Origin of the sequence: Actinacidiphila yanglinensis, from assembly GCF_900107965.1 — a bacterium.
GTDB lineage: Bacteria > Actinomycetota > Actinomycetes > Streptomycetales > Streptomycetaceae > Actinacidiphila > Actinacidiphila yanglinensis.
In genome coordinates this window covers 223,497-246,212 of record NZ_FNVU01000005.1, presented here as the reverse complement: position 1 = coordinate 246,212, position 22,716 = coordinate 223,497, and the positions used below count along the sequence as shown (strand labels likewise).

The 22,716-nt window shown below is 69.8% G+C and carries 23 protein-coding genes; 11 read left to right on the top strand and 12 right to left on the bottom strand.

Going from position 1 to position 22,716, the window contains the following annotated elements; translation table 11 throughout:
* Positions 1-12 precede the first annotated feature (12 nt).
* Complete coding sequence (locus C4U44_RS13705; RefSeq protein ID WP_103886038.1) at positions 13-729, top strand: SDR family NAD(P)-dependent oxidoreductase; 717 nt, start codon at positions 13-15, stop codon at positions 727-729.
* 33 nt (positions 730-762) lie between these two features.
* Here C4U44_RS13705 and C4U44_RS13700 read toward each other — a convergent pair whose 3' ends face one another.
* From C4U44_RS13700 to C4U44_RS13685, 4 genes are all read right to left on the bottom strand, one after another.
* Positions 763-1,419: a M15 family metallopeptidase gene (locus C4U44_RS13700; RefSeq protein WP_103886037.1), complete on the bottom strand. Its 657-nt coding sequence runs from the start codon at positions 1,417-1,419 to the stop codon at positions 763-765.
* A 115-nt stretch (positions 1,420-1,534) separates the two neighbouring features.
* Positions 1,535-1,999, bottom strand: coding sequence for a helix-turn-helix transcriptional regulator (locus tag C4U44_RS13695; RefSeq protein WP_103886036.1), 465 nt, complete (start codon positions 1,997-1,999; stop codon positions 1,535-1,537).
* 176 nt (positions 2,000-2,175) lie between these two features.
* Positions 2,176-2,586, bottom strand: coding sequence for a VOC family protein (locus tag C4U44_RS13690; RefSeq protein WP_103886035.1), 411 nt, complete (start codon positions 2,584-2,586; stop codon positions 2,176-2,178).
* A gap of 159 nt (positions 2,587-2,745) precedes the next feature.
* Positions 2,746-3,384: a winged helix-turn-helix transcriptional regulator gene (locus tag C4U44_RS13685; RefSeq protein WP_103886034.1), complete on the bottom strand. Its 639-nt coding sequence runs from the start codon at positions 3,382-3,384 to the stop codon at positions 2,746-2,748.
* Positions 3,385-3,540: 156 nt separating this feature from the next.
* Between C4U44_RS13685 and C4U44_RS13680 the strand changes: the two genes are divergently transcribed.
* Together C4U44_RS13680 and C4U44_RS13675 are read left to right on the top strand one after the other, a co-directional pair.
* Entirely contained in the window at positions 3,541-4,332 is a 792-nt protein-coding gene (locus tag C4U44_RS13680; protein WP_103886033.1) for an SAM-dependent methyltransferase, read from the top strand.
* A gap of 115 nt (positions 4,333-4,447) precedes the next feature.
* Positions 4,448-5,014 carry a dihydrofolate reductase family protein gene (locus C4U44_RS13675; RefSeq protein ID WP_103886032.1) on the top strand — a complete coding sequence of 189 codons (567 nt, stop codon included), beginning with the start codon at positions 4,448-4,450 and terminating at the stop codon, positions 5,012-5,014.
* A 137-nt stretch (positions 5,015-5,151) separates the two neighbouring features.
* Here C4U44_RS13675 and C4U44_RS13670 read toward each other — a convergent pair whose 3' ends face one another.
* Positions 5,152-5,988, bottom strand: a complete 837-nt coding sequence (locus tag C4U44_RS13670; protein ID WP_235032057.1) for a helix-turn-helix transcriptional regulator — start codon at positions 5,986-5,988, stop codon at positions 5,152-5,154.
* Between the two features lie 235 nt (positions 5,989-6,223).
* On the opposite strand from C4U44_RS13670, the gene C4U44_RS13665 reads away from it, so the two are divergent.
* A complete protein-coding gene (locus C4U44_RS13665) occupies positions 6,224-6,640 on the top strand; it encodes an ester cyclase (protein WP_235032056.1) in 417 nt (138 codons plus the stop codon).
* A gap of 21 nt (positions 6,641-6,661) precedes the next feature.
* Here the strand turns inward: C4U44_RS13665 and dnaB are convergent, their stop codons facing one another.
* Entirely contained in the window at positions 6,662-8,116 is a 1,455-nt protein-coding gene (gene dnaB / locus C4U44_RS13660) for a replicative DNA helicase (RefSeq protein ID WP_103886029.1), read from the bottom strand.
* Between the two features lie 455 nt (positions 8,117-8,571).
* On the opposite strand from dnaB, the gene C4U44_RS13655 reads away from it, so the two are divergent.
* Positions 8,572-9,960 (top strand): MATE family efflux transporter, encoded by a 1,389-nt coding sequence (locus C4U44_RS13655; RefSeq protein WP_407642831.1) that lies wholly within the window; start codon positions 8,572-8,574, stop codon positions 9,958-9,960.
* A gap of 90 nt (positions 9,961-10,050) precedes the next feature.
* On the opposite strand, the gene rplI is transcribed toward C4U44_RS13655, so the two are convergent.
* From rplI to rpsF, 4 genes are all read right to left on the bottom strand, one after another.
* On the bottom strand, positions 10,051-10,500 hold the full coding sequence (gene rplI / locus C4U44_RS13650) for a 50S ribosomal protein L9 (RefSeq protein WP_103886028.1): 450 nt from the start codon (positions 10,498-10,500) through the stop codon (positions 10,051-10,053).
* 17 nt (positions 10,501-10,517) lie between these two features.
* Positions 10,518-10,754 carry a 30S ribosomal protein S18 gene (rpsR, locus tag C4U44_RS13645; protein WP_031512678.1) on the bottom strand — a complete coding sequence of 79 codons (237 nt, stop codon included), beginning with the start codon at positions 10,752-10,754 and terminating at the stop codon, positions 10,518-10,520.
* Between the two features lie 43 nt (positions 10,755-10,797).
* Complete coding sequence (locus C4U44_RS13640) at positions 10,798-11,394, bottom strand: single-stranded DNA-binding protein (protein WP_103886027.1); 597 nt, start codon at positions 11,392-11,394, stop codon at positions 10,798-10,800.
* A gap of 98 nt (positions 11,395-11,492) precedes the next feature.
* Complete coding sequence (gene rpsF / locus C4U44_RS13635; protein ID WP_103886026.1) at positions 11,493-11,783, bottom strand: 30S ribosomal protein S6; 291 nt, start codon at positions 11,781-11,783, stop codon at positions 11,493-11,495.
* Between the two features lie 257 nt (positions 11,784-12,040).
* Here rpsF and C4U44_RS13630 point away from each other — a divergent pair, with 257 nt between their 5' ends.
* From C4U44_RS13630 to C4U44_RS13620, 3 genes are all read left to right on the top strand, one after another.
* Entirely contained in the window at positions 12,041-12,355 is a 315-nt protein-coding gene (locus C4U44_RS13630) for a hypothetical protein (RefSeq protein WP_103886025.1), read from the top strand.
* Between the two features lie 129 nt (positions 12,356-12,484).
* Positions 12,485-13,606, top strand: a complete 1,122-nt coding sequence (locus C4U44_RS13625) for a lipid II:glycine glycyltransferase FemX (RefSeq protein WP_103886024.1) — start codon at positions 12,485-12,487, stop codon at positions 13,604-13,606.
* Positions 13,607-13,669: 63 nt separating this feature from the next.
* Entirely contained in the window at positions 13,670-14,749 is a 1,080-nt protein-coding gene (locus C4U44_RS13620; RefSeq protein ID WP_103886023.1) for an alanine racemase, read from the top strand.
* On the opposite strand, the gene C4U44_RS13615 is transcribed toward C4U44_RS13620, so the two are convergent.
* Positions 14,737-16,215 carry a glycosyltransferase family 87 protein gene (locus C4U44_RS13615; protein ID WP_103886022.1) on the bottom strand — a complete coding sequence of 493 codons (1,479 nt, stop codon included), beginning with the start codon at positions 16,213-16,215 and terminating at the stop codon, positions 14,737-14,739. The genes C4U44_RS13620 and C4U44_RS13615 overlap by 13 nt on opposite strands.
* Positions 16,216-16,325: 110 nt before the next feature.
* Positions 16,326-19,118 (bottom strand): transglycosylase domain-containing protein, encoded by a 2,793-nt coding sequence (locus C4U44_RS13610; protein WP_103886021.1) that lies wholly within the window; start codon positions 19,116-19,118, stop codon positions 16,326-16,328.
* Positions 19,119-19,476: 358 nt separating this feature from the next.
* Between C4U44_RS13610 and C4U44_RS13605 the strand changes: the two genes are divergently transcribed.
* From C4U44_RS13605 to C4U44_RS13595, 3 genes are all read left to right on the top strand, one after another.
* The gene (locus tag C4U44_RS13605; RefSeq protein ID WP_103886020.1) at positions 19,477-20,067 is read left to right on the top strand and encodes a PadR family transcriptional regulator; all 591 of its coding nucleotides are present in this window, start codon (positions 19,477-19,479) and stop codon (positions 20,065-20,067) included.
* 72 nt (positions 20,068-20,139) lie between these two features.
* Positions 20,140-21,222 (top strand): inositol-3-phosphate synthase, encoded by a 1,083-nt coding sequence (locus C4U44_RS13600; protein WP_103886019.1) that lies wholly within the window; start codon positions 20,140-20,142, stop codon positions 21,220-21,222.
* Positions 21,223-21,363: 141 nt separating this feature from the next.
* The gene (locus tag C4U44_RS13595; RefSeq protein ID WP_107503987.1) at positions 21,364-22,695 is read left to right on the top strand and encodes an MFS transporter; all 1,332 of its coding nucleotides are present in this window, start codon (positions 21,364-21,366) and stop codon (positions 22,693-22,695) included.
* Positions 22,696-22,716 lie beyond the last annotated feature (21 nt).

The following is a 22,716-nucleotide window of genomic DNA, read 5'->3' as shown; positions in this document are numbered from 1 at the left end:
AGGAGCGATCCCTTGACCCGAACCGTGCTCGTCACCGGAGGAAGCGGCGGCATCGGCCGTGCCATCGCCGCACGCTTCGCCGCCGACGGCGCCCAGGTCGTCCTGACCGGGCGGCACGCCGACACCGTGGAACGCACCGCGAAGGATCTCGGCGCGCGCGGCATCGTCTGCGACGCCACCGACCCCGGCCCGACCGCGGCCCTCGCCGCTCAACTCCCCACCGTCGACGTGCTGGTCAACGCGGCCGGAGGGCTCCCCGCACCGTCCCCTGACGGTCTCCCGCCGCTGGAGGCCCTGCTCGCCCAGTGGAGTTCCAGCCTCGGCCGCAACCTGCTCAGCGCGGTGCTGACCACCGCCGCCGTGCGGGACAGCCTCGCCGACGGCGGCGCCGTGATCAGCATCGGCTCGATCGGCGCCGAGCGGCGCGGCGGGTCCTACGGCGCGGCGAAGGCGGCCCTCGGCGCGTGGAGCACGTCGCTGTCCGCGGAACTCGCCCCGCACGGCTTGACCAGCAACGTCATCTCCCCCGGCTACGTCACCGGCACCGAGTTCTTCCGCGGCGGCATGACCGACGCCCGCCACGCGGCCCTGATCCAGGAAACCCACAACGGGCGGCCCGGCACCCCGGGCGACATCGCCGAGACCGCCTTCTTCCTCGCCTCCCCGGGCGCCCGCCACATCACCGGCCAGACCCTGCACGTCAACGGCGGTGCCTTCACCACCCGTTGAGTGGCATCGTCGGGAAGCCGGGTGCGGCCGAGCTCAGTCGAGTTCCCGGGGACCGTAGGGGGCGGCGTCCGCTCCGGTCTGCAGGGCCCAGTAGCGGTCCCCGTAGGACCAGTGCCACCACTCCGTCGGGTAGTTGACGAGGCCGGCAGCGGTGAGGACGGTGCCCAGGAGGTCGCGGTGGGCGCGGGCGTCCTCGCCGATGCCGTCGGCGTGCGTGTAGCACGCGCCCGCGCTCTCCTCGGGAGTCGCGTTCATGCGGGTGCCCAGGTCGAGTTCACGCCCGTCGGCGTCGGCGAGCGTCAGGTCGACGGCCGCTCCGGCACTGTGCGGCGCGATCTCGGGAGGGGACACGTAGCGGCTGGCCGCCGAGCGGACCTGCTCGGCGGACCACTCCGGGTGATCGGCGCGCAGCGTGGCCGCGTACGTGTCGAAGTAGCGGAGCTGCAGGGACGGCGGGCGGTAGCCCTCGACGAACAGCAGCCGTATGCCCTGCGGCAGTCGGGACTCCGCGTCGAGGAGGCGGTCGAGCACGCCTTCCCTCAGGTGACCGAAGGCACCCGCGGAGTCCTGCCACTTGCGCCGATCGACCAGCAGGGGGCTGTCCGTGCGCACGTCCACGAGCCGCTCGCCGCACTCCCGGACGGGTATGGCGGCGACCTTCGGGTCCGACATCAAGACGATCTCAGTCATGACGCGATCATCTCGCGGGCCGGGCGGGGCGTTCCGTGGCAGGTCAGGACGACGGGACGGGTGCCTCTGAGGCGGGTGGGGTTCCGGCCCGCACACGGTCAGCCGGTGGTTCGCCTCAGGCCGGCTGCGGCTCGGCGAAGGGCGCCTGCCGCGTCCTGGTGGGCCGGGTCACCTGCTTCGCCACGCACGGCGGCATCCCCGCCGCGGCGCCCGCCGCGCTCCGCCGGTAGGTGCTCGGCGGCACACCAACCAATTCGGCGAAGCGGGTGCTGAAGGTGCCGAGCGAGGAGCAGCCGACCGCGAAGCAGACCTCGGTGACGCTGAGGTCGCCGCGCCGCAGCAGCGCCGCCGCGCGCTCGATGCGACGCGTCATCAGGTACGCGTACGGCGACTCGCCGTACGCCAGCCGGAACTGGCGGCTGAGGTGTCCGGCGGACATGTGCACGCCCCGGGCGAGCGCCTCGACGTCGAGGGGCTGCGCGTAGTCCCGGTCGATGCGGTCCCGGACCCGGCGCAGGCGGGCGAGGTCGCTCAGGCGCTGCGCCTCGGTCCGCGCGCGCCCCCACGAGGGGTGGCACATGGCAGGAGGCCTTTCTGTCGAGGTGAGCGGTACGACCGTCCTCGGGCCGACGGTTCTCCGTGCGACGGTCCTGCGTACGACGCCCCCGTACGACGGTCCGCCCCGCAGGACACGTGAGCTGTGCGCGGGCAGGGGCGGACCCGCGGGAGGACGTCCCCCCGGCGCCGCACGTCGGCTCAGCCGAGTTCCTGGATACGGACGAGGTTGCCCGCGGGGTCGCGGAAGGCGCAGTCCCGGATGCCGTACGGCTGCCGGGTCGGCTCCTGGACGACCTCCGCGTCGCCGGCCTGCACCTTCTCGAACGTCGCGTCGAGGTCCCGGGTGGCGAGCAGGATCCAGCCGTAGGTGCCCTTGGCCATCATCTCCTGGATGGTGCGGCGCTCGTCCTCGGTGACCCCGGGATCGGTGACCGGCGGTGCGAGGAGGAGGGAGGTGCTGGGCTGGCCGACGGGGCCGACCGTGATCCAGCGCATCTTGCCCTGCCCGACGTCACTGCGGACCTCGAAGCCGAGGACGTCGCGGTAGAAGGCCACGGACGCGTCCGGGTCGTCGTGCGGAAGGAAGCTGGTGTGAATCGTGAGGTCCATGCCGACGATGCTAGGCACGGCCCACGGGCGGCGCTTCTCGAATCCTGACCGATCCGCCCGGCAGTCCTCCGACGCTCCCGCCGGCCGCTCGGGCTCAGCGCTGATCGCGGTGCGGGCCCGGGCCGGGGGTCGGGCTCGGGCCGGTCGCGCGGGACCGGGTCAGTCGCGCGGGACCGGGCGGAGCCTGGCCAGCAGCTCACGCCGGCCGCGGACGGACAGGCCGAGCCCCTGGGCGAGTTCGAGATCGATCACGCCGGTGAGCAGTCCGAGCACGGCGCGGGGCGGGCCCTCCAGCAGGAGATCCGGGTCCGTGACACGGCCGGTCCGGCTGTGGATCCGGCCGTCCCGTACCTCGATGACGGCCGGCTCTCCCGACGCGACGACCTGGATGACCGCGGGCGGGGCGCCGGGGTCGGCGTCGGTGGTGAACCACGCCGGGGCGTACGCCAGCCAGCGCGCCCGGAACGAGTCGTCCGGCCGTTCCTCGGTCATGAACCGCAGGCCCCACAGTCCGAGCGCCCTGAGCACCGGCTCCAGCGCGCGGCCGTCCTCGGTCAGGGCGTACAGCGCGGTGGCGACGGGCGGCGGAGCGTCCTCGCGCGTGAGCAGTCCGGCGGCCTCGAGCTCCTTGAGGCGCGCCGACAGCAGGTTGGCCGCGACGCCCGGCAACCCCTTCTTCAGGTCGGTGAACCGGCAGGGGCCCTGCAGCATCAGCTCCCGTACGACCAGGAGCGTCCAGCGGTCTCCCACGATGTCGAGGGCCCGGGCGATCGAGCAGTACTGGCCATAGCTCCGCATGGGTCCAGCGTAGGACCTGGTGGGTTGATTTCCCCTATCGAGTGGTAGAAAAAATCAACCGACTCTGCGTACCCTTCAACCGTGCCGGGTGCCCGGGGCCTCCGTGTCCCACCCCGGCGCGGCCGTACCCGCCCCGAACCCAAGGACCCGGTTGCCATGACCTACGGAGAACCCGACGTCGACCAGGCGATCGACCGGCTGCTGAGCGCTCACCCGGAGGTCGACGCCGCGGCCGGCGGAGCCCTGGACAACCTCGACCAGTTCCACATCGGCGGCGCCGAGGCCGTCGACCTGCTCATCCCCGGCCTCGCCCTGGCGGAAGGCGATGTCATCCTGGACGTCGGTTCCGGATTCGGCGGACCCGCGCGCCAGATCGCCCGGCGCACCGGCAACCACGTCGTCGGCGTCGACATCACTGCCGCCTACGTCGAGGCAGCCCGCGAGCTGACCGCCCGCGCGGGGCTCTCCGACTCCGTCCGGTTCCACACCGGGGACATCGCGAGCTTCCACCCGGACGCCCCCTTCGCCGCCGCGCTCACGCTGCACGTCCAGATGAACGTGCCCGACAAGACCGCGTGGTTCCGCCACATCGCCGAACGCCTCGCCCCCGGCGCGCGCCTGGCCGTCTGGGAGGTCTGCCGACCGCACCCCGCCGACCTGCCCTGGCCGATGCCCTGGTCCCTGGACGGCACCGACAGCTTCGTCGTCCCGCCCGAGGAACTGCTCGCCTCCCTCCAGGACGCGGGATTCACCCCGGTCGAATGGGCCAACGAGTCGGCCTGGGTGAAGGAGTGGCTCGACACCACCTTCGCCCACGGCCTGCCCCCCGGCCCCGCCCTCCCGATGCTCCTCGACGACGGCTACACCCGCGTCCTCAACTACGCCTCCGCACTCACCGACGGCACCCTCGAGGTCTGGCGCGGCACCTTCACCAGGAAGTCCGCCTGATCCCCGCGCCCCTCCGGCACCCGCGAGGGCTCCGGAGGGCGCGGGTCGCGCAGCGATGAGTTTCCCGCGCCGCGCCGGTCTACCCGCCGGACACCCACGGACGGAAGGCTGGGCCATGCGGAAACTGATCTACGCCATGAACCTGACCCTGGACGGCTACATCGCCGCGGCCGGAGACGACATCGGCTGGAGCGGACCGCCGAGCGACGAGCTGTTCCAGTACTGGCTCGACCATGAGCAGGCGAGTGGACTGTCGCTGTACGGGCGCAAGTTGTGGGAGACGATGAGCTCCTACTGGCCGACCGGCGACCAGCAGCCCGACGCCACCCCGGCGGAGATCGCGTTCGCGCGGAACTGGCGGGACACCCCGAAGGTGCTGTTCTCCTCGACCATCGACAAGGTCGACTGGAACACCCGCCTGGTCACCGGCGACGCGATCGCCGAGATCACCCGGCTCAAGGCCGGGGACGGCGGCCCCATGAACATCGGCGGCGCGACGCTCGCCGGTGCGGCAATGCGCGCCGGGCTGATCGACGAGTACGTGGTCGCCACCCATCCGGTCCTGGTGGGCGGCGGCACGCCGTTCTTCGCCGAGCTGGACAGCTGGGTGAAGCTGAACCTGGTGGAGACGCGGACGTTCACCGGCGGCGTGGTCCTGACCAGGTACGAGACGAGTCGCTGAGCAGCAGCCCCCACGCGCTGGTCTCACGCTGACGTCGTCAGCGACATCAGTACGGCAGGGCCCGTGAGAGTTGTAGGTTCTCCACTCCGGTGCCATGCACTGAGGCCCTCGCTGCTCTCGTTGCTTCCGCGCTGGCGTCAGCCGAACTGTTGAAGGCCGATTGTTGCGAGGAGGTCGAGTTGCCCGGCGGCTTTACTGCCGGGCGCTGCGGTGTAGACGATGAGACGGAGATCGCTGTCGCGGACGGTGAGGAAGTCGCAGTCGAGGGTGATCGGGCCGATTTCCGGATGCACGAACGTCCTGCTGCTCGGTATGGGCTGAGGAGGAACGCGTTGCTCCCACAGTTCCGCAAAGTCGGGACTGACCGTCCGAAGTTCCGTGATGAGCCCGCGAAGCAGGGTGTCCTTCGGATATCGGACCCACGCCTCCCGCAGATCAGCGACCACTTCCAAGCGCAGGAGACGCTCCTCGTCGTCAGTGCGCAGATATCGGGTGGGCACGTGGGTGAACGTGGTCCACACCAGGTTCCGCTCCCGCGGCGGCAGGGCTGAGGAATCCCCGGTCAAGGCATTGGCGAGGGCGTTGGAGGTGACGCACTGCCATGACGCGTCGACGACGGTGACGGGGGTGTCGGTGAGGCGGTCCAGGATGCGCTGCACGCTGGGCGTGATGTGGCGCTTGATCTGTCCGGACAGCGGCTCGGCCTGATCCGCGAGTCGGAACAGATGCGCGCGCTCCTGGTCGGACAGCCGCAGGACGCGGGCCAGTGACATCAGCACGGGCGCCGAGGGGTGTCCGGCACGCCCCTGTTCCAGACGGGCGAGGTACTCGACCGACAATCCCGCGAGCTGGGCGACCTCCTGCCGGCGCAGGCCGAGCACCCGCCGTCGGCCCCCCTCGGGCAGGCCCGCTTCACCCGGCGAGACCCGGTCACGCCACGCACGCAGGCTGCTGGCAAGTTCATGCGAGTTCAAGACCACGTCTCCAGTCGTCACACAAGGCCTGGGATCGGAGGGTCGCCCTGCCAGTACGAGGCTGGACAGGGCCATTTTACTTCGGCCGGCGCAGAGCGAGACTCAAGGCGTGGAACTGCTCCGGCCCTCAAGGCAGCGAAATCGGTCGGTCTCATGGCACGGCTGGTCAGCGGCCCTTCTGGCAGGGCGGTCCATGTGAACAGTGATGTCACACAAGAAAGAATGGGAAATCGCAATGAACAATCACGTGAGCGCGGGGATGACGCCGGAGGAACTGCGCGACTTCTACCGACGGTATGTGGAACTGGCGAACAACCGTGACTTCGATCGCATGGATGAGTTCGCGCACGACGAGGTCATCATGAACGGCACTCCGGTCGCGCGGGACGACATGGTGGCCGAGTTCCGCCGGCACACCGACGCCGTCCCGGACCTGTCATGGGAGATCCAGGAGCTCCTCGTCGACGGTGGTCATGTCGCTGCCCGCCTCATCGACACCGGAACACCGCAGCGGGAGTGGAACGGCCTGGCTCCCACCGGGGCCACCGTTTCCTTCGCCGAGACCGCGTTCTACGAGGTCGAGGACGGCCGATTCAAGCACATGTGGTACATGATGGACGCCGACTCGCTGCGCGCGCAGCTCAGCAAGTAGGGACGACAAGGCGAGTACTGCTCAGGTCTGGGCCATGTCCACGAAGCGGGAGTAGTGGCCCTGGAAGGCCACGGTGATGGTGGCGGTGGGGCCGTTGCGGTGCTTGGCGACGATGAGGTCGGCCTCGCCCGCGCGGGGGGACTCCTTCTCGTAGGCGTCCTCGCGGTGCAGCAGGATCACCATGTCGGCGTCCTGCTCGATGGAGCCGGACTCACGCAGGTCGGAGACCATCGGCTTCTTGTCGGTGCGCTGTTCGGGACCGCGGTTGAGCTGGGAGAGGGCGATCACCGGGACCTCGAGCTCCTTCGCGAGGAGCTTGAGGTTACGGGACATGTCCGAGACCTCCTGCTGGCGGCTCTCGGGGCGGCGGGAGCCGCCGGACTGCATGAGCTGGAGGTAGTCGATGACCACCAGCCGCAGGTCGTTGCGCTGCTTCAGGCGGCGGCACTTGGCCCGGATCTCCATCATCGACAGGTTCGGGGAGTCGTCGATGTAGAGCGGCGCCTCGGTGACGTCGGACATCCGGCGGGCGACCTTGGTCCAGTCGTCGTCGGTCATGGTGCCCGAGCGCATGTGGTGCAGGGCGACCCGGGCCTCCGCCGACAGCAGGCGCATCGCGATCTCGTTGCGCCCCATCTCCAGGGAGAAGATCACGCTGGGCATCTTGTTCGCGATGGAGCAGGTGCGGGCGAAGTCCAGCGCGAGCGTCGACTTGCCCATCGCCGGGCGGGCCGCGATCACGATCATCTGACCGGGGTGCAGGCCGTTGGTGAGGGAGTCGAGATCGGTGAAGCCGGTGGGGACGCCGGACATCTGCCCGCTGCGGGAGCCGATCGCCTCGATCTCGTCGAGGGCGCCCTCCATGATGTCGCCGAGCGGCAGGTAGTCCTCCGAGGTCCGCTGCTCGGTGACCGCGTAGATCTCGGCCTGCGCGTTGTTGACGATCTCGTCGACGTCCCCGTCGGCGGCGTATCCCATCTGCGTGATGCGGGTGCCGGCCTCCACCAGGCGGCGCAGCACGGCGCGTTCGTGCACGATCTCGGCGTAGAACTCGGCGTTCGCCGCGGTGGGCACCGCGTTGACGAGGGTGTGCAGGTAGGGCGCCCCGCCGATGCGGGCGATCTCGCCGCGCTTGGTGAGTTCGGCGGAGGTGGTGATGGGGTCGGCCGGCTCGCCGCGGGCGTAGAGGTCGAGGATCGCGTTGTAGATCGTCTCGTGGGCGGGCCGGTAGAAGTCGGCGCCCTTGAGCACCTCGACGACGTCGGCGATCGCGTCCTTGGACAGCAGCATGCCGCCGAGGACGGACTGCTCCGCGTCCAGGTCCTGCGGGGGGACGCGCTCGAAGCCGCCACCGCCCTCGGAGAAACGGCTGTCGTCCGCGCCGCCGGAGCCGCGCTTGCGGAACTGGCTGACCGCGGGACGCTCGTCGGGGGGGTGGTCCGCCCAGTGCTCGTCGGCGGGTTCGGGTTGGCTCATTCCCCCCACCTCCTCCTGTCCGGCCGGTTCGACCGGATCCCGCGTGCGTGCCACTCTTTCACGGCGGCGCTCCGGTTTTCACCGCAGCACATCCGTCCAGCGAGCCACCCGGCGCGCGCACTTCGCGGGGTCGGGGACGCCCCACGCTAGGCCCACCGGCGGTCCACACCAAGCCGGTTATCCACAGGGGGTGTGGACGACGGCGACATAGCTGTGGAGAACTGCCCCCAACCTGTGTACAGCCCTTGGGACAGCGCTGTGGACAAGCTGTCGGACACCTTGCGAAACACCGTCTGACCTGCACTTTCTTCATCCATAGCCTGTGCAGGAGAAAAATTTCTGCTCGCGGACCAAGATCATGACAAACGACGCGGAGGAGATCACTCTACGCAGTCGCCCGTAATGAGTGCACGGTAATTTCACCTCTTACCTGTGGACGGTTAGGATATTCGGCTGTGAGTCCAGTGCCCCCGGCCATCGACGCCGCCACGTCACGCGACCCCGCCCGGCCGCCCCGCTCCGTGCGCCGCCGCCACGACCGGGAGATCGTGGCACTCGCGCTGCCCGCCTTCGGCGCCCTCGTCGCCGAACCGCTCTTCGTGATGGTGGACAGTGCGGTTGTCGGCCATCTCGGCACCGCCCAACTCGCCGGGCTCGGCGTCGCCGCGGCACTGCTCACCACCGCGGTCAACGTCTTCGTCTTCCTCGCCTACGCCACCACTGCCGCGGTCTCCCGCCGGGTCGGCGCCGGCGACCTGCCGGCGGCCCTGCGCCAGGGCGTGGACGGCGTCTGGCTGGCCCTCCTGATCGGCGCCCTGGTCGTCGCCGCCGTCCTGCCCACCGCGCCCGGGCTGGTCGACCTCTTCGGCGCCTCCCCCACGGCGGCCCCGTACGCGAGCAGCTATCTGCGGATCAGCGCACTCGGCATCCCCGCGATGCTGATGGTGCTCGCCGCCACCGGAGTGCTGCGCGGCCTGCAGGACACCCGGACCCCGCTGTACGTCGCGGTGGCCGGCTTCACCGTCAACGCCGGGCTCAACGCGGCCCTCGTCTACGGCGCCGGCCTGGGGATCGCCGGCTCCGCCTGGGGCACGGTCATCGCGCAGAACGGCATGGCGGCGGTCTACCTCACCGTGGTGGTCCGCGGCGCCCGGCGGCAGGCCCCTGACGCGTGGCGCTCGGTGCTGCGCCCGGACCTCGCCGGGATCCGCGCGTGCGCCCGCGCCGGGGTGCCGCTGCTGGTCCGTACCCTCAGCCTGCGGGCGGTCCTGATGATCGCCACCGCGGTCGCCGCCGGGCTCGGCGACACCTCGATCGCCGCCCACCAGATCACCCTCACCGTCTGGTCGCTGCTCGCCTTCGCGCTGGACGCCATCGCGATCGCCGGGCAGGCCATCATCGGCCGCTTCCTGGGCGCCGGCGACGCGGCGGGGGCGCGGGCCGCCTGCCAGCGGATGATCCAGTGGGGTCTGGTCTGCGGGATCGTGCTGGGCGTGCTGGTGGTGCTGGCCCGGCCGGTGGTCGGGCCGCTGTTCACCTCCGACCCCGCGGTGCGGCAGGCACTCGACTCCGCGCTGCTGGTGGTGGCGCTGGCGCAGCCGGTCTGCGGGGTGGTCTTCGTACTCGACGGCGTGCTGACGGGCGCCGGTGACGGTCCCTATCTGGCCTGGTCGATGCTGGTGACGCTGGTGGTCTTCGCACCGGTCGCCTTCGTGGTGCCGGTGGTCGGCGGCGGACTGACCGCGTTGTGGTGGGCGATGGGACTGATGATGCTCACCCGGTTCGCGGGTCTGTGGCTGCGGTCCCGGTCCGGCCGCTGGGCGGTGACGGGGGCCAGTCGCTGACCGACGGCACGCGAAGGGCCGGCCCCCTGACGGGAGCCGGCCCTCGCTGTTCCACATGTTCGCGATGTTCCACGTGGAACAAATGCCGCGTTACGCGGCCACGACCTCCAGATCGAGGACAGCCTCGACCTCGGGGTGCAGCCGCACCGAGATGCGGTGCGCGCCCAGCGTCTTGATGGGCGCGGCCACCTCCACCCGGCGCTTGTCGACCTGCGGGCCACCCGCGTCCTTGATCGCCGCAGCGATGTCGGCCGGGGTGATGGACCCGAAGAGGCGACCGGTGTCACCGGCACGCGTGCTCAGCTTGACCTTGACGGCCTGCAGCTGGGCCTTGACGGTGTTCGCGTCGTCCAGCGAGTGGATCTCGCGGATCCGCCGGGCGCGGCGGATCTGCTCGACGTCCTTCTCGCCACCCTTGGTCCACGCGATGGCGAAGCCACGCGGGATCAGGTAGTTGCGGGCATAGCCCGGCTTGACGTCCACGATGTCGCCGGCGGCACCGAGGCCGCTGACTTCGTTGGTGAGGATGATCTTCGACATACTGGGTCACCCTCTCCTTATCGCGCCGTCGAGGTGTACGGCAGCAGCGCCATCTCGCGGCTGTTCTTCACCGCGGTGGCGACGTCACGCTGGTGCTGCGTGCAGTTGCCGGTGACGCGGCGGGCACGGATCTTGCCGCGGTCGGAAATGAACTTCCGCAGCATGTTCGTGTCCTTGTAGTCCACGTACACGGTCTTGTCCTTGCAGAACGCGCAGACCTTCTTCTTCGGCTTGCGCGGGGGCGGCTTCGCCATGGTGTCTCTCCTGTGAAATCAAGAAGTGTGTGAGGGTCCGCCCTCAGAAGGGCGGCTCGTCCGAGTAGCCGCCACCGGAACCGCCGGAGGAACCGGAGCCGCCGCCCCAGCTACCTCCGCCGCTCTGGCCGCCGGCCGGAGCACTGGTCGCCCAGGGGTCGTCGGCGGGAGCACCGCCGCCGCCCTGCTGGCCGCCCCAGTTGCCTCCGCCGGCGCCCTGGCCACCGCCGCCACCGCCGCCGTAGCCGCCCTGCTGGCCGCTGCGACCGCCGCCGCCGCTGGTCTTGGTGACCTTGGCGGTGGCGCTGCGCAGGCTGGCGCCGACCTCGTCGACGTCCAGCTCGTAGACCGTCCGCTTGACGCCTTCACGGTCCTCGTACGACCGCTGCTTCAGCCGGCCCTGCACGATGACGCGCATGCCGCGCTGGAGCGACTCGGCGACGTTCTCCGCCGCCTGCCGCCAGACCGAGCAGGTGAGGAAGAGGCTCTCGCCGTCCTTCCACTCGTTGGTCTGCCGGTCGAAGGTGCGGGGGGTGGACGCGACGCGGAACTTCGCGACCGCCGCACCGGAGGGGGTGAAGCGCAGTTCGGGGTCGTCGACGAGATTGCCGACGACCGTGATGACGGTCTCGCCTGCCATTGGGATGACCTCTCGACTGGCTTGGTGGGCGGTGCAGTGGTGGTGGCTGCTACTCGGTTACGCGGTGGTTCGGTTCTCGGTGGTCCGGGAGACCCGGATCAGTGGAGTTCCGGACGCAGGACCTTGGTCCGCAGCACCGACTCGTTCAGGTTGAGCTGGCGGTCCAGCTCCTTGACGACGTCAGGCGTGGCCTTCAGGTCGACGACCGAGTAGATGCCCTCGGGCTTCTTGTTGATCTCGTAGGCGAGACGACGACGGCCCCAGGTGTCGACCTTCTCCACACTGCCGCCGCCACTGCGGACGACGGACAGGAAGGACTCGATCAGCGGGGAGACAGCGCGCTCCTCAAGATCGGGGTCGAGAATGAGCATGAGCTCGTAGTGACGCATAGGGGAACCCACCTCCTTTGGACTCAGCGGCCACGGCGTTTCCGTGGCAGGAGGGTTTGTCTTGCGTCGCAACGGTAACGCGGGGCTCTGACAGCGCTTGGCGCGCTGCCGTTCCCCGGCGAAAGAACCGGTGCAGACCGCTCAGCGTACCCGTGTCGGTCCCCCGGGTTGAAATCCGCCCGGTTATGCCCTCAATCTGTAGACATCGGGTGTGGCGGGCGTCACCTTGCGCCACCTCTCCACCACGGAGGTGCCCCATGGCACAGCAGCACGCAGCTCGGACCACCACGGCTCGGACCCACCACCTCACCTTCAACACCGACGGCCAGCGCCATCCACTGGAGAACTCGCTCCTCGTGGTCACCCTCGTGCTCGGCATCGTCGCGGTCACCACGGCCGGGTTCCACAGCCTGCACGTGGTCAGCTCGGCGACCGGGCTGGCCGGCATCCTCACCGGTGCCTGGGGCCAGTACATCTCCGCCACCACCGCCGAGCGCTTCGCGCTGATCATCGGCCTGGGCATGGCCGCACTCGGCTTCTACCTGGGCATGGCCCACGGCGGCTTCTCGTAGAACGGCCGGGCTCCCCGTGGAGCCCCGAGCCGGATCGAGCGGCTGACGGGCAGTAGCGGCGGCGCTCCCCTCCCGCAGTAGGCTTCGGGCCAGCAAAAGCCCGCAGTCGGAGCATGGGGAGCGCCCCGTATGAGCCTGTCCCTGAGGACCATCAGTCGCGAGCAGCACCTGGGATACATCCAGAGCCTGCCCTCGGCGAGCCACTGCCAGGTCCCGGCATGGGCCGACGTGAAGAACGAGTGGCGCTCGGAGAACCTCGGCTGGTTCGACGACAGCACCGGCCAGCTGGTCGGGGTCGGCCTGGTGCTCTACCGCCAGTTGCCCAAGGTCAAGAGGTATCTCGCGTACCTGCCCGAGGGGCCGGTGATCAACTGGTACGCGCCGAACCTCGACGAGTGGCTCCAGCCGATGCTCAAGCACCTCAAGCAGCAGGGCGCGTTCACCGTGAAGATGGGCCCGCCGGTGATCATCCGCCGCTGGGACGCGGGCGCGGTCAAGGCCGGCATCGCCGATCCCGACGTGAAGCGGCTGCGCGACGTCGAGGCCACGTACGTCGAGCCGCGCGCGTTCGAAGTCGCCGACCGGCTGCGCCGGATGGGCTGGCAGCAGGGCGAGGACGGCGGCGCGGGATTCGGTGACGTCCAGCCGCGCTACGTCTACCAGGTCCCGCTGGAGAACCGCTCGCTGGACGACATCCTCAAGGGCTTCAACCAGCTGTGGCGCCGCAACATCAAGAAGGCCGAGAAGGCCGGCGTCCAGGTGATCCAGGGCGGCTACGACGACCTGCCGGTGTGGCAGAACCTGTACGAGATCACCGCCACCCGCGATCACTTCCGGCCCCGCCCGCTGGGCTACTTCCAGCGGATGTGGACCACGCTCAACGGCGAGGAGCCCAACCGGATGCGGCTGTACCTCGCCATGCACGAGGGCGAGGCGGTCGCGGCGGCGACCATGCTGACCGTCGGACAGCATGTGTGGTACTCCTACGGAGCCTCTGCCAACCACAAGCGCGAGGTGCGCCCGTCCAACGCGATGCAGTGGCGAATGCTGCGCGACGCGTACGCGATGGGCGCCAGCGTCTACGACCTGCGCGGCATCAGCGACTCCCTGGACGACAAGGACCATCTGTTCGGCCTGATCCAGTTCAAGGTGGGCACCGGCGGCCAGGCTGCCGAATACTTGGGCGAGTGGGACTTCCCGCTCAACAAGCTGCTCCACAAGGCACTCGACATCTACATGTCGCGCCGCTGACCGGCCGACTCTCCCCCCGGACCCGGTCCGTGGGGAGCACCGAAGAAAGGTCCTGACCACGCGATGGCGCTCACCCTCTACGTCGACACCGCGCGCTGGCGTGCGCACCAGCAGTCCGTGGTCGACCAGTTCCCCGGCATCGTGCCCGTCTGCAAGGGAAACGGCTACGGCTTCGGCCACGAACGGCTCGCCGACGAGGCGACCCGGCTGCGCGCGGACATGCTCGCGGTCGGCACCACGTACGAGGCGGCCCGGATCAAGGACTACTTCGGCGGCGACCTGCTGGTGCTGACTCCCTACCGGCTGGGCGAGGAGCCGGTGCCGCTGCCGGACCGGGCGATCCGCTCGGTCTCCTCGGTCGAGGGGGTACGCGGGCTGGTCGGCGCGCGCGTGGTGATCGAGGTGATGAGCTCCATGCGGCGGCACGGCGTCGCCGAGGACGACCTGGTCAAGCTGCACACCGCGATCGACGACGTGCGCTTGGAGGGCTTCGCCATCCACCTGCCGCTGGACCGCGCCGACGGCAGCGACGCGGTGGAGGAGGTCTTCAGCTGGATGGAACGGCTGCGGGCAGCCCGGCTGCCGCTGCACACGATGTTCGTCAGCCACCTCTCCGCGACCGAACTGGCCACCCTCCAGCAGCAGTTCCCGCAGACCCGGTTCCGGGCCCGGATCGGCACGCTGATGTGGCTGGGCGACCACGACGCCACGGAGTACCGCGGCGCGGTCCTGGACGTCACCCGGATCGCCAAGGGCGAGCGGTACGGCTACCGGCAGGAGAAGTCCGCCGCCGACGGACACCTCGTGGTCGTGGCCGGCGGCACCTCGCACGGCGTCGGACTGGAGGCGCCCAAGGCGCTGCACGGCCTGATGCCGCGTGCCAAGGGCGTGGCCCGGGCCGGCCTGGCCACGGTCAACCGCAACCTGTCGCCGTTCGTCTGGGCGGGCAAGCAGCGGTGGTTCGCCGAGCCGCCGCACATGCAGGTGTCGATCCTGTACCTGCCCAGCGACGTGGCACCGCCCGCGGTCGGCGACGAGCTGGTGGCACACCTGCGGCACACCACCACCCAGTTCGACCGCGTCGTGGACCGTCAGTCCGCGTGGGGACTCCCGGTCCGCGCAACGGGCCCTCAGTCCGCGTAGGGGACCGGCGCCGCCGACGCGTGCTTGGGCTCGTGTGCCGGCGTGCCGAGGACGAAGGCGTCCTCGGCACCGTCCAGGACGCCGCCCGCCGGGTCGTCCGAACCGTCCTGCCGCAGCACGTCGTGCTGCGGCATCAGGATGTCCCGCACCACCAGGGCGCACAGGTACAGCACGCCGAGCACGTGCACGCCGATCGCGAGGTGGTAGGCGTCGGCGGTCAGGCCGTGGTGCTTGGCGCTGTTGAGATACGCCAGCCGGTACCAGATGCCGAGGAAGTACAGCACCTCGGCGCCCTGCCAGATCAGCAGGTCACGCCAGCGCGGCCGGGCGAGTACCGCCAGCGGCAGCAGCCAGAGCACGTACTGCGGCGAGTAGACCTTGTTGCTGATCAGCAGTGCCGCCACCACGAGGAAGGCCATCTGGCCCAGCCGCGGCCGGCGCGGGGAGTACAGGGCGAGGGCCGCGATGCCCACGCACAGCAGCAGCATGACGGCGATACCGTACTCGTTGACCCCGTCGAGCGGGTTGCCGCTGCGGTCCTTGATGATCATCCACACCGAACCGTAGTCCGTGCCGCGGCTCTTGCTGAAGGTGTAGAACTGCGCCCAGCCGTGCGGCGCGAAGGCGATCACCGGCAGGTTCACCACCAGCCAGGCCCCGACCGCGGCGCCCAGCGTCCGGCCGAACTGCCGTAGCCGGCCCGCCCGCAGGCAGAGCAGGAAGAGCGCGCCGAGCAGCAGGACCGGGTAGAGCTTGGCGGCCGCCGCGAGCCCGATCAGCACCCCGGCCCAGCCAGGGCGGCCCCGCGACCACAGCAGCAGGCCGCCGGCCGCCAGTGCGACCGCGAACAGGTCCCAGTTGATGGTGGCGGTCAGGGCGAGCGCGGGGGACAGCGCCACGAACAGGCCGTCCCAGGGCCGCCGCCGGTTGGTGCGCGCGACACACACCACCAGCGCGACCGCGCAGATCATCAGCATCCCGGAGTTGACGATCCAGAACATCTGCGCGTTGTGCTGCCCCGATCCGTGCGGGGTCAGCCAGGACGCCACCTCCATGAACAGCCCGGTCAGCACCGGGTACTCGAGGTAGTGGATGTCGGCCGAGCCGCTGAGCGAGAAGGGGATGTGGTCGAAGTACGGCACCAGGTCGCTCGCGAAACCGCGCTGGGTGTACATGTGCGGGATGTCGGAGTAGCAGGCGTGGGCGTACTGCTGGTCGCTGGGCGGCGGCTGGAACCAGCCCCCGGAGTAGCAGGACGTCTTCTGCACCATGCCGAGCGCGAACATGCCGATGACGACGAGGACCATCACCCGCAGCGGGTTCCACCAGCGGTGCCCGGACAGCGCCCGGCGGCCGGCCGGGCCGCCGATGAACTCGCTGCCCGCCGCGGCGACCGGGTCGTCGTCCGTGGGGCGCACGGGGAACTCGCGCCGATCGCCCTTTGCTCGGTAACGCACGCTCGTCATGGCGCCATCCTGCCGTACCGGACTGTGGATGCGAGAGCCCCCGGCGCCGTCGTGGCTCCGGGGGCTCTCGCATCGGGCTCACCGGCAGGTCGTACCGGATCACCGTCGGGTCATTGCCGGGTACTTTCCGTGTTCTCCTGCGTTCCTGGGGCGCCGGTCTGCCCGCCGTTGCCACCGCCGCCGTTCTTGCCGCCCCCGTTGCCGGTGCCTGGGCCGGTGGGCGTGGCGGTCGTCGTCGGGCAGCCGAAGATCGACGTGCACGGCGGGGTGGTCGGGGGTGTCGTCGGCGGGGTCGTCGGCGTGGCCGGGGTGGTCGGGGGAGTCGTCGGCGGGGTCGTCGCGGCCGTGGTGGGCGGCGTGGTCATCGTCGGCGTCGGCGTCGGGCTCGGCACGTTGCCGTAGATGACCTTGCCGATCTCCTCGCTGGGCTTCTCGAAGCTCTCCTGCGGCTTACCGTCCATCGCCGTGCTCATGTAGTCCTTCCAGATCCGCGCGGGGAAGGAGTTACCGGTCACCGCCTCGGCGCCACCCGTGCCGTACATCTTCAGGAACGCGTTGCCGCCGGGCTTGTCGCTGTCGTCGCGGCGGAACATCACGATCGAGGTGGACAGCTGCGGGGTGTACCCGTCGAACCACGCCGACTTGTTGTCGTCGGTGGTACCGGTCTTGCCGGCCGCGGGACGGCCGCCGGGGAGCTGCGCGGGAGTACCGGTGCCCTTCTTGATCACGTCGGTGAGCATGCCGGTGATGGTGTCCGAGACCGTCGGGGAGAAGGCCACCTTGGTCTTCGTCTCGTGCTTGAAGGCCTGCTTGCCGTTGTGGGTGACGCTGGTGACCGAGTAGGGGTCGTTCTGGCGGCCGTGGTTGTCGAAGGTGGCGTACGCGTCGGCCATCCGGATCGCGCTGGGCGAGGAGGTACCGATGGAGTAGGTGACGCTGTTCTTGTAGTCGCTCAGGCCGTTCCCGGGGACCTCGACCAGGCCCGCGGAGAGGGCGGCGTCGTGCACCTTGTCGGTGCCCACGTCCTCACCGAGCTGGACGAAGGGCGAGTTCAGCGATTCGTCCAGGGCCTTGCGCAGCGTGACCCGGCCGAAGTTCTCACCGTCGTCGTTGGGCTGGAACCAGTTGAACGGCTTGTTGTTCTTGTCGTAGCCGACCCAGGGTTTGCCGGTGTACGACATGATCTCTTGCTTGTTCTTGCCGCTGAAGACGCTGTCCGGCGAGACCAGCGTGCGTTCCGCGTCGCTCTGCGTCTCCCCGCCGTCGGCACTGCGGGCACCGTGGGTGAGTGCGGCGGCCAGCACGAACGGCTTGAAGGTCGATCCGACCTGGGCACCGGTGGCGTCCGCGTTGTCGGTGAAGTGCTTGGTGGCGTCGGTACCGCCGTAGATGGCCTCGATCGCGCCGTTCTGGGGGTTCACCGAGGCCCCGCCGAACTGGACGTACTTGTCCATGTCCTCGCCGTTCACCACGTGGGCGCCGGTACCGGGTTTGATCGACTGCTTCTGGACCTTCTTGACCGCCGCCTCCATGGCCGCCACCTGCGGCTTCTGGAAGGTGGTGTGGATCTGGTAGCCACCCAGGGCCAGCTGGTCCGCGGTGATCTTCGTGTTGTTGATCACGTAGTTCTTGGCGAGGTCCACCATGTAGCCGATCTGGCCGGCCAGCTGCGCGTTCTTCTTCGGCGGATCCGGCATGGGGTACGCGGTGTAGTGCGCCCGCTCGGAGGCCGTCAGCAGACCGTCCTTGACCTCCAGGTCCAGGATGTCCTTCCAGCGGATCTCCGAGTTCCGCTTGTTGCTCGCCGCGGTGGCGATCGGGTCGATGTCGGGGTTGCCGGCCGGGTCGTAGTACGTCGGGCCCTTGAGCAGCGCGGCAAGGACCGCGCACTGGCTCGGGTTGAGATTGATCGCGTCCACGCCGTAGTAGGTGCGGGCGGCGGCCTGGATGCCGTAGGCGTTCCGGCCGAAGTACGACGTGTTGAGGTAGCCCGCCATGATGTCGGACTTCTTCATCGTCTCGCCGACCTTGATGGAGATGAAGAGTTCCTTGACCTTCCGGCCGACCGTCTGGTCCTGGTTGAGGTACGTGTTCTTCACGTACTGCTGGGTGATGGTCGAACCACCCTGGGTCTCGCCGCCCTTGGCCATGTTGAGCATCGCGCGGGCGATGCCCTTGGGGTCGATGCCCCTGTCGGTCTCGAAGGTCTTGTTCTCACCCGCGATCACCGCGTCCTGCATCGCCTTGGGGATCTCGTCGATGGTGACGATCTGGCGGTTCACGTCACCGCCGTAGGCGATCATCTGGCTGCCGTCGGCCCAGTAGTAGACGTTGTTCTGGGCCCGGGCGGCGAGGTTGACGTTCGGCACGCTCACCATCGCGTAGGCGATCCCGATCAGGCCGACCAGGGCGCCGAGGAAGCCGATGCACAGCGTGGTGACCTGGCGCCAGGAGGGCATCCAGTGCTGCCAGCCCTCCTTGCCGTACCGGGGGTAGTCGATGAAGCGCTTCTTGCCGGGGCGGCGCCCGCCACGGCCTTCGGGACCGGCGGAGCCGCCGGCCGCGGAGGCGTTGGCGGCGCGGCGCCTGCCGCCTCCACCGCCTCCACCGCGTCCCTGGGCGGCCCGGCGGGCGGCGGCACGGCCCTCGTAGGGCTGCTCCCGCCCGATCGTGGTGGCCGGGCCCTCGGACGGCGAGCCGGCCGAGGGCGGACCGCCGCCCGCGTGCGAGCCGCCGTTCGACGTGCTCGACGGGGCCTCTCCCGGCGGGGGACCTCCGGCGGGGGGACCGCCGACGGCGCGCCTGCCACCGGAGGGAGGGGGTGTCGGCTGCTGTCCCCCGCGCCGGGCGGCAGCACGGCCGCCGGAGGGCGACTGCGGCGGCTTGCGACGGTGCTCGCTCATTGAACAGCTACTCCTCGACAGGCGGGTTCGCCTGAAGGCATCGATGACATTCCGGTCGGTTCCCCCAGGGCGCGGCCGGGTCAGGCCGCACCGCACCAAGGATCATGACGCACCCCAACGCCGCAGGGTTCCCGGTGCTCCGCATGGCGAACAGAGTACGCACGGTCAAATGCCCCGCGGCCCGAATGATCCACACATATCGGTCAGTTGGTGGCTCACAGGTTTGCCGATGTGATGCCGGTCACCGTAACCCGCCTTGCATGATGTCTCGGGCCGTTCTATCGTCACGATGTATCGGCTCGATACATCGGGCTGACACACACGCGGCACAGACGACGGGATACGAGGGGACGAGGGATTGAGCAAGCGCTCCGGAATCCTCGAGTTCGCGGTTCTCGGTCTGCTGCGTGAGTCCCCGATGCACGGCTACGAGCTGCGCAAGCGGCTCAACACCTCGCTCGGGGTGTTCCGCGCCTTCAGTTACGGCACGTTGTACCCGTGCCTGAAGACGCTGGTCACCCAGGGGTGGTTGATCGAGGAATCGGCGCTGGACAGCGACCCGCTGGCCACGCCCCTCGCCGGCCGCCGGGCGAAGATCGTCTACCGGCTGACGGCTGCGGGCAAGGAGCACTTCGAGGAGCTGCTCGCCCACTCCGGCCCCGACGCCTGGGAGGACGAGCACTTCGCCGCCCGCTTCGCCTTCTTCGGTCAGACGTCGAAGGACGTCCGGATGCGCGTTCTCGAAGGGCGGCGCAGCCGCCTGGAGGAGCGACTGGAGAAGATGCGCGGGTCACTGGCGCGCACCCGCGAGCGGCTCGACGACTACACGCTCGAGTTGCAGCGGCACGGCATGGAATCGGTGGAGCGCGAGGTCCGGTGGCTCAACGAGCTGATCGAGACCGAGCGGGCCGGACGCGTGGAGCGTCCGACCGCCGAGCGGGACGACTAGACAACAACCAAGAGAACGGCGGCCGACCCGGGATCGGGGAACCGCGTGACTATTTCACAAGGAGCAACCGGTATGGGTTCGGTCCGCGTAGCCATCGTTGGCGTGGGCAACTGCGCCACGTCGCTGGTGCAGGGTGTCGAGTACTACAAGGACGCCGACCCGGACAGCAAGGTGCCTGGTCTCATGCACGTGCAGTTCGGTGAGTACCACGTGCGCGACGTCGAGTTCGTGGCCGCCTTCGATGTCGACGCGAAGAAGGTCGGTCTCGACCTCGCCGACGCCATCGGGGCCAGCGAGAACAACACCATCAAGATCACCGACGTCCCGCAGACCGGTGTGACGGTCCAGCGCGGCCACACCCTGGACGGCCTCGGCAAGTACTACCGCGAGACCATCGAGGAGTCCGACGAGGCCCCGGTCGACGTCGTCCAGATCCTCAAGGACCGCAAGATCGACGTTCTGGTCTGCTACCTGCCGGTCGGCTCCGAGAACGCCGCGAAGTTCTACGCCCAGTGCGCCATCGACGCCAAGGTCGCCTTCGTCAACGCGCTGCCGGTCTTCATCGCGGGCACCAAGGAGTGGGCGGACAAGTTCACCGAGGCCGGCGTGCCGATCGTCGGTGACGACATCAAGTCCCAGGTGGGCGCCACCATCACGCACCGCGTGCTGGCGAAGCTCTTCGAGGACCGCGGTGTGGTGCTGGAGCGCACCATGCAGCTCAACGTCGGCGGCAACATGGACTTCAAGAACATGCTGGAGCGGGAGCGGCTGGAGTCCAAGAAGATCTCCAAGACGCAGGCCGTCACCTCGCAGATCCCCGACCGTGACCTCGGCGCCAAGAACGTCCACATCGGCCCGTCCGACTACGTCCAGTGGCTCGACGACCGCAAGTGGGCGTACGTCCGCCTTGAGGGCCGCGCGTTCGGCGACGTCCCGCTGAACCTGGAGTACAAGCTCGAGGTCTGGGACTCCCCGAACTCGGCCGGCGTCATCATCGACGCGGTGCGAGCGGCGAAGATCGCCAAGGACCGCGGGATCGGTGGCCCGATCCTGTCGGCGTCCTCGTACTTCATGAAGTCCCCGCCGGTGCAGTACTTCGACGACCAGGCCCGCGAGAACGTCGAGAAGTTCATCCGCGGCGACGTCGAGCGCTGATCCCTCCGCACGGCGGCCGCCGAGCAGTGAGCGCGGCGGCCGGCGGACCGACGATGTGACCGTCGGTCGACGGACCCGATCGACTGAGCAGGGCCCCGGGGCGCATGCCCGGGGCCCTGTTCGTCGTGTGAGGGTGTGCACATGGGTGTTCTGCGTGACCTCCGGGTGCTGCTGCGACTGCCGGACTTCCGGCGGCTGCTGACGGTACGGCTGCTGTCGCAACTCTCCGACGGCGTCTTCCAGGTCGCCCTCGCCGCGTACGTGGTGTTCTCGCCGGAGAAGCAGGCATCACCCGGGGCGGTCGCCTCGGCGATGGCCGTGCTGCTGCTGCCCTACTCGTTGCTCGGCCCGTTCACCGGAGTACTCCTCGACCGCTGGCGCCGGCGCCAGGTGCTGGTCTCCTGCAACGTGCTGCGGGCGGTGCTCTCCTGCGGCACGGCCGGGCTGATCCTGCTGCACGTGCCGGACTGGCTCTTCTACCTCTCCGCGCTGTCGGTGACCGGCGTCAACCGGTTCGTGCTCGCCGGGCTGTCCGCGGCGCTGCCTCGGGTGGTGGACGGCGAGCGGCTGGTGACGGCGAACTCCCTGTCCCCGACCGCGGGCACGCTGGCCGCGACGGTGGGCGGCGGCGCCGCGTTCGTCGTGCACCTCTTCCACACCGCGGGCGCCGGCGCGGACGCGGCCACCGTACTGCTCGCCGCCGGGCTCTACCTGTGCGCCGGCCTGTCGGCGCTGACCCTCGGCCGCGACCTGCTCGGCCCGGACCTCCGTCCGGGACGGGCCCAGGTCCGCGCCGAACTCCTCGGCACCGCCCGCGGACTCGCCGACGGCCTGCGCCACCTCGGGCAGCGGCCGGCCGCCCGACACGCGCTGTCCGCGATGACGGCGATGCGCTTCTGCTACGGCGCCCTGACCGTCACCCTGCTGATGCTGTGCCGCTACGCCTGGTCCGACCCGTCCGACAGCAACGCCGGACTCGCCCTGCTCGGCCTCGCGCTGGGACTGTCGGCCGCCGGCTTCCTGATCGCCGCGATGATCACGCCATGGGCCACCACCCGGTTCGGCACCACCGGATGGATCACCCGTTGCTCGGCCGGATCCGCGCTGCTGCTGCCGCCCCTGGCGCTGCCGTTCGCCAGGACACCGATGATGGTGGCGGCCTTCGCCCTCGGAATCACCACCCAGGGCGCCAAGATCGCCACCGACACGGTCGTCCAGACCCACGTCGACGACACCTACCGCGGCCGGGTGTTCGCCCTCTACGACGTGACGTTCAATGTCGCCTTCGTCGGCGCCGCTGCGGTCGCCGCCGCGATCCTTCCGTCGGACGGCCGCTCGTCGAGCCTGGTGATCGCCCTCGCGCTGATCTACGCGATGGTGGCCTACGCGATGTTCCACGTGGAACATCGCCGGCCAATGTTCCACGTGGAACATGAGGCGCGGGACGTACAGGAAGTCGGGGAGAACGGCTGAACCCGGCAGTGATCGAGGGTC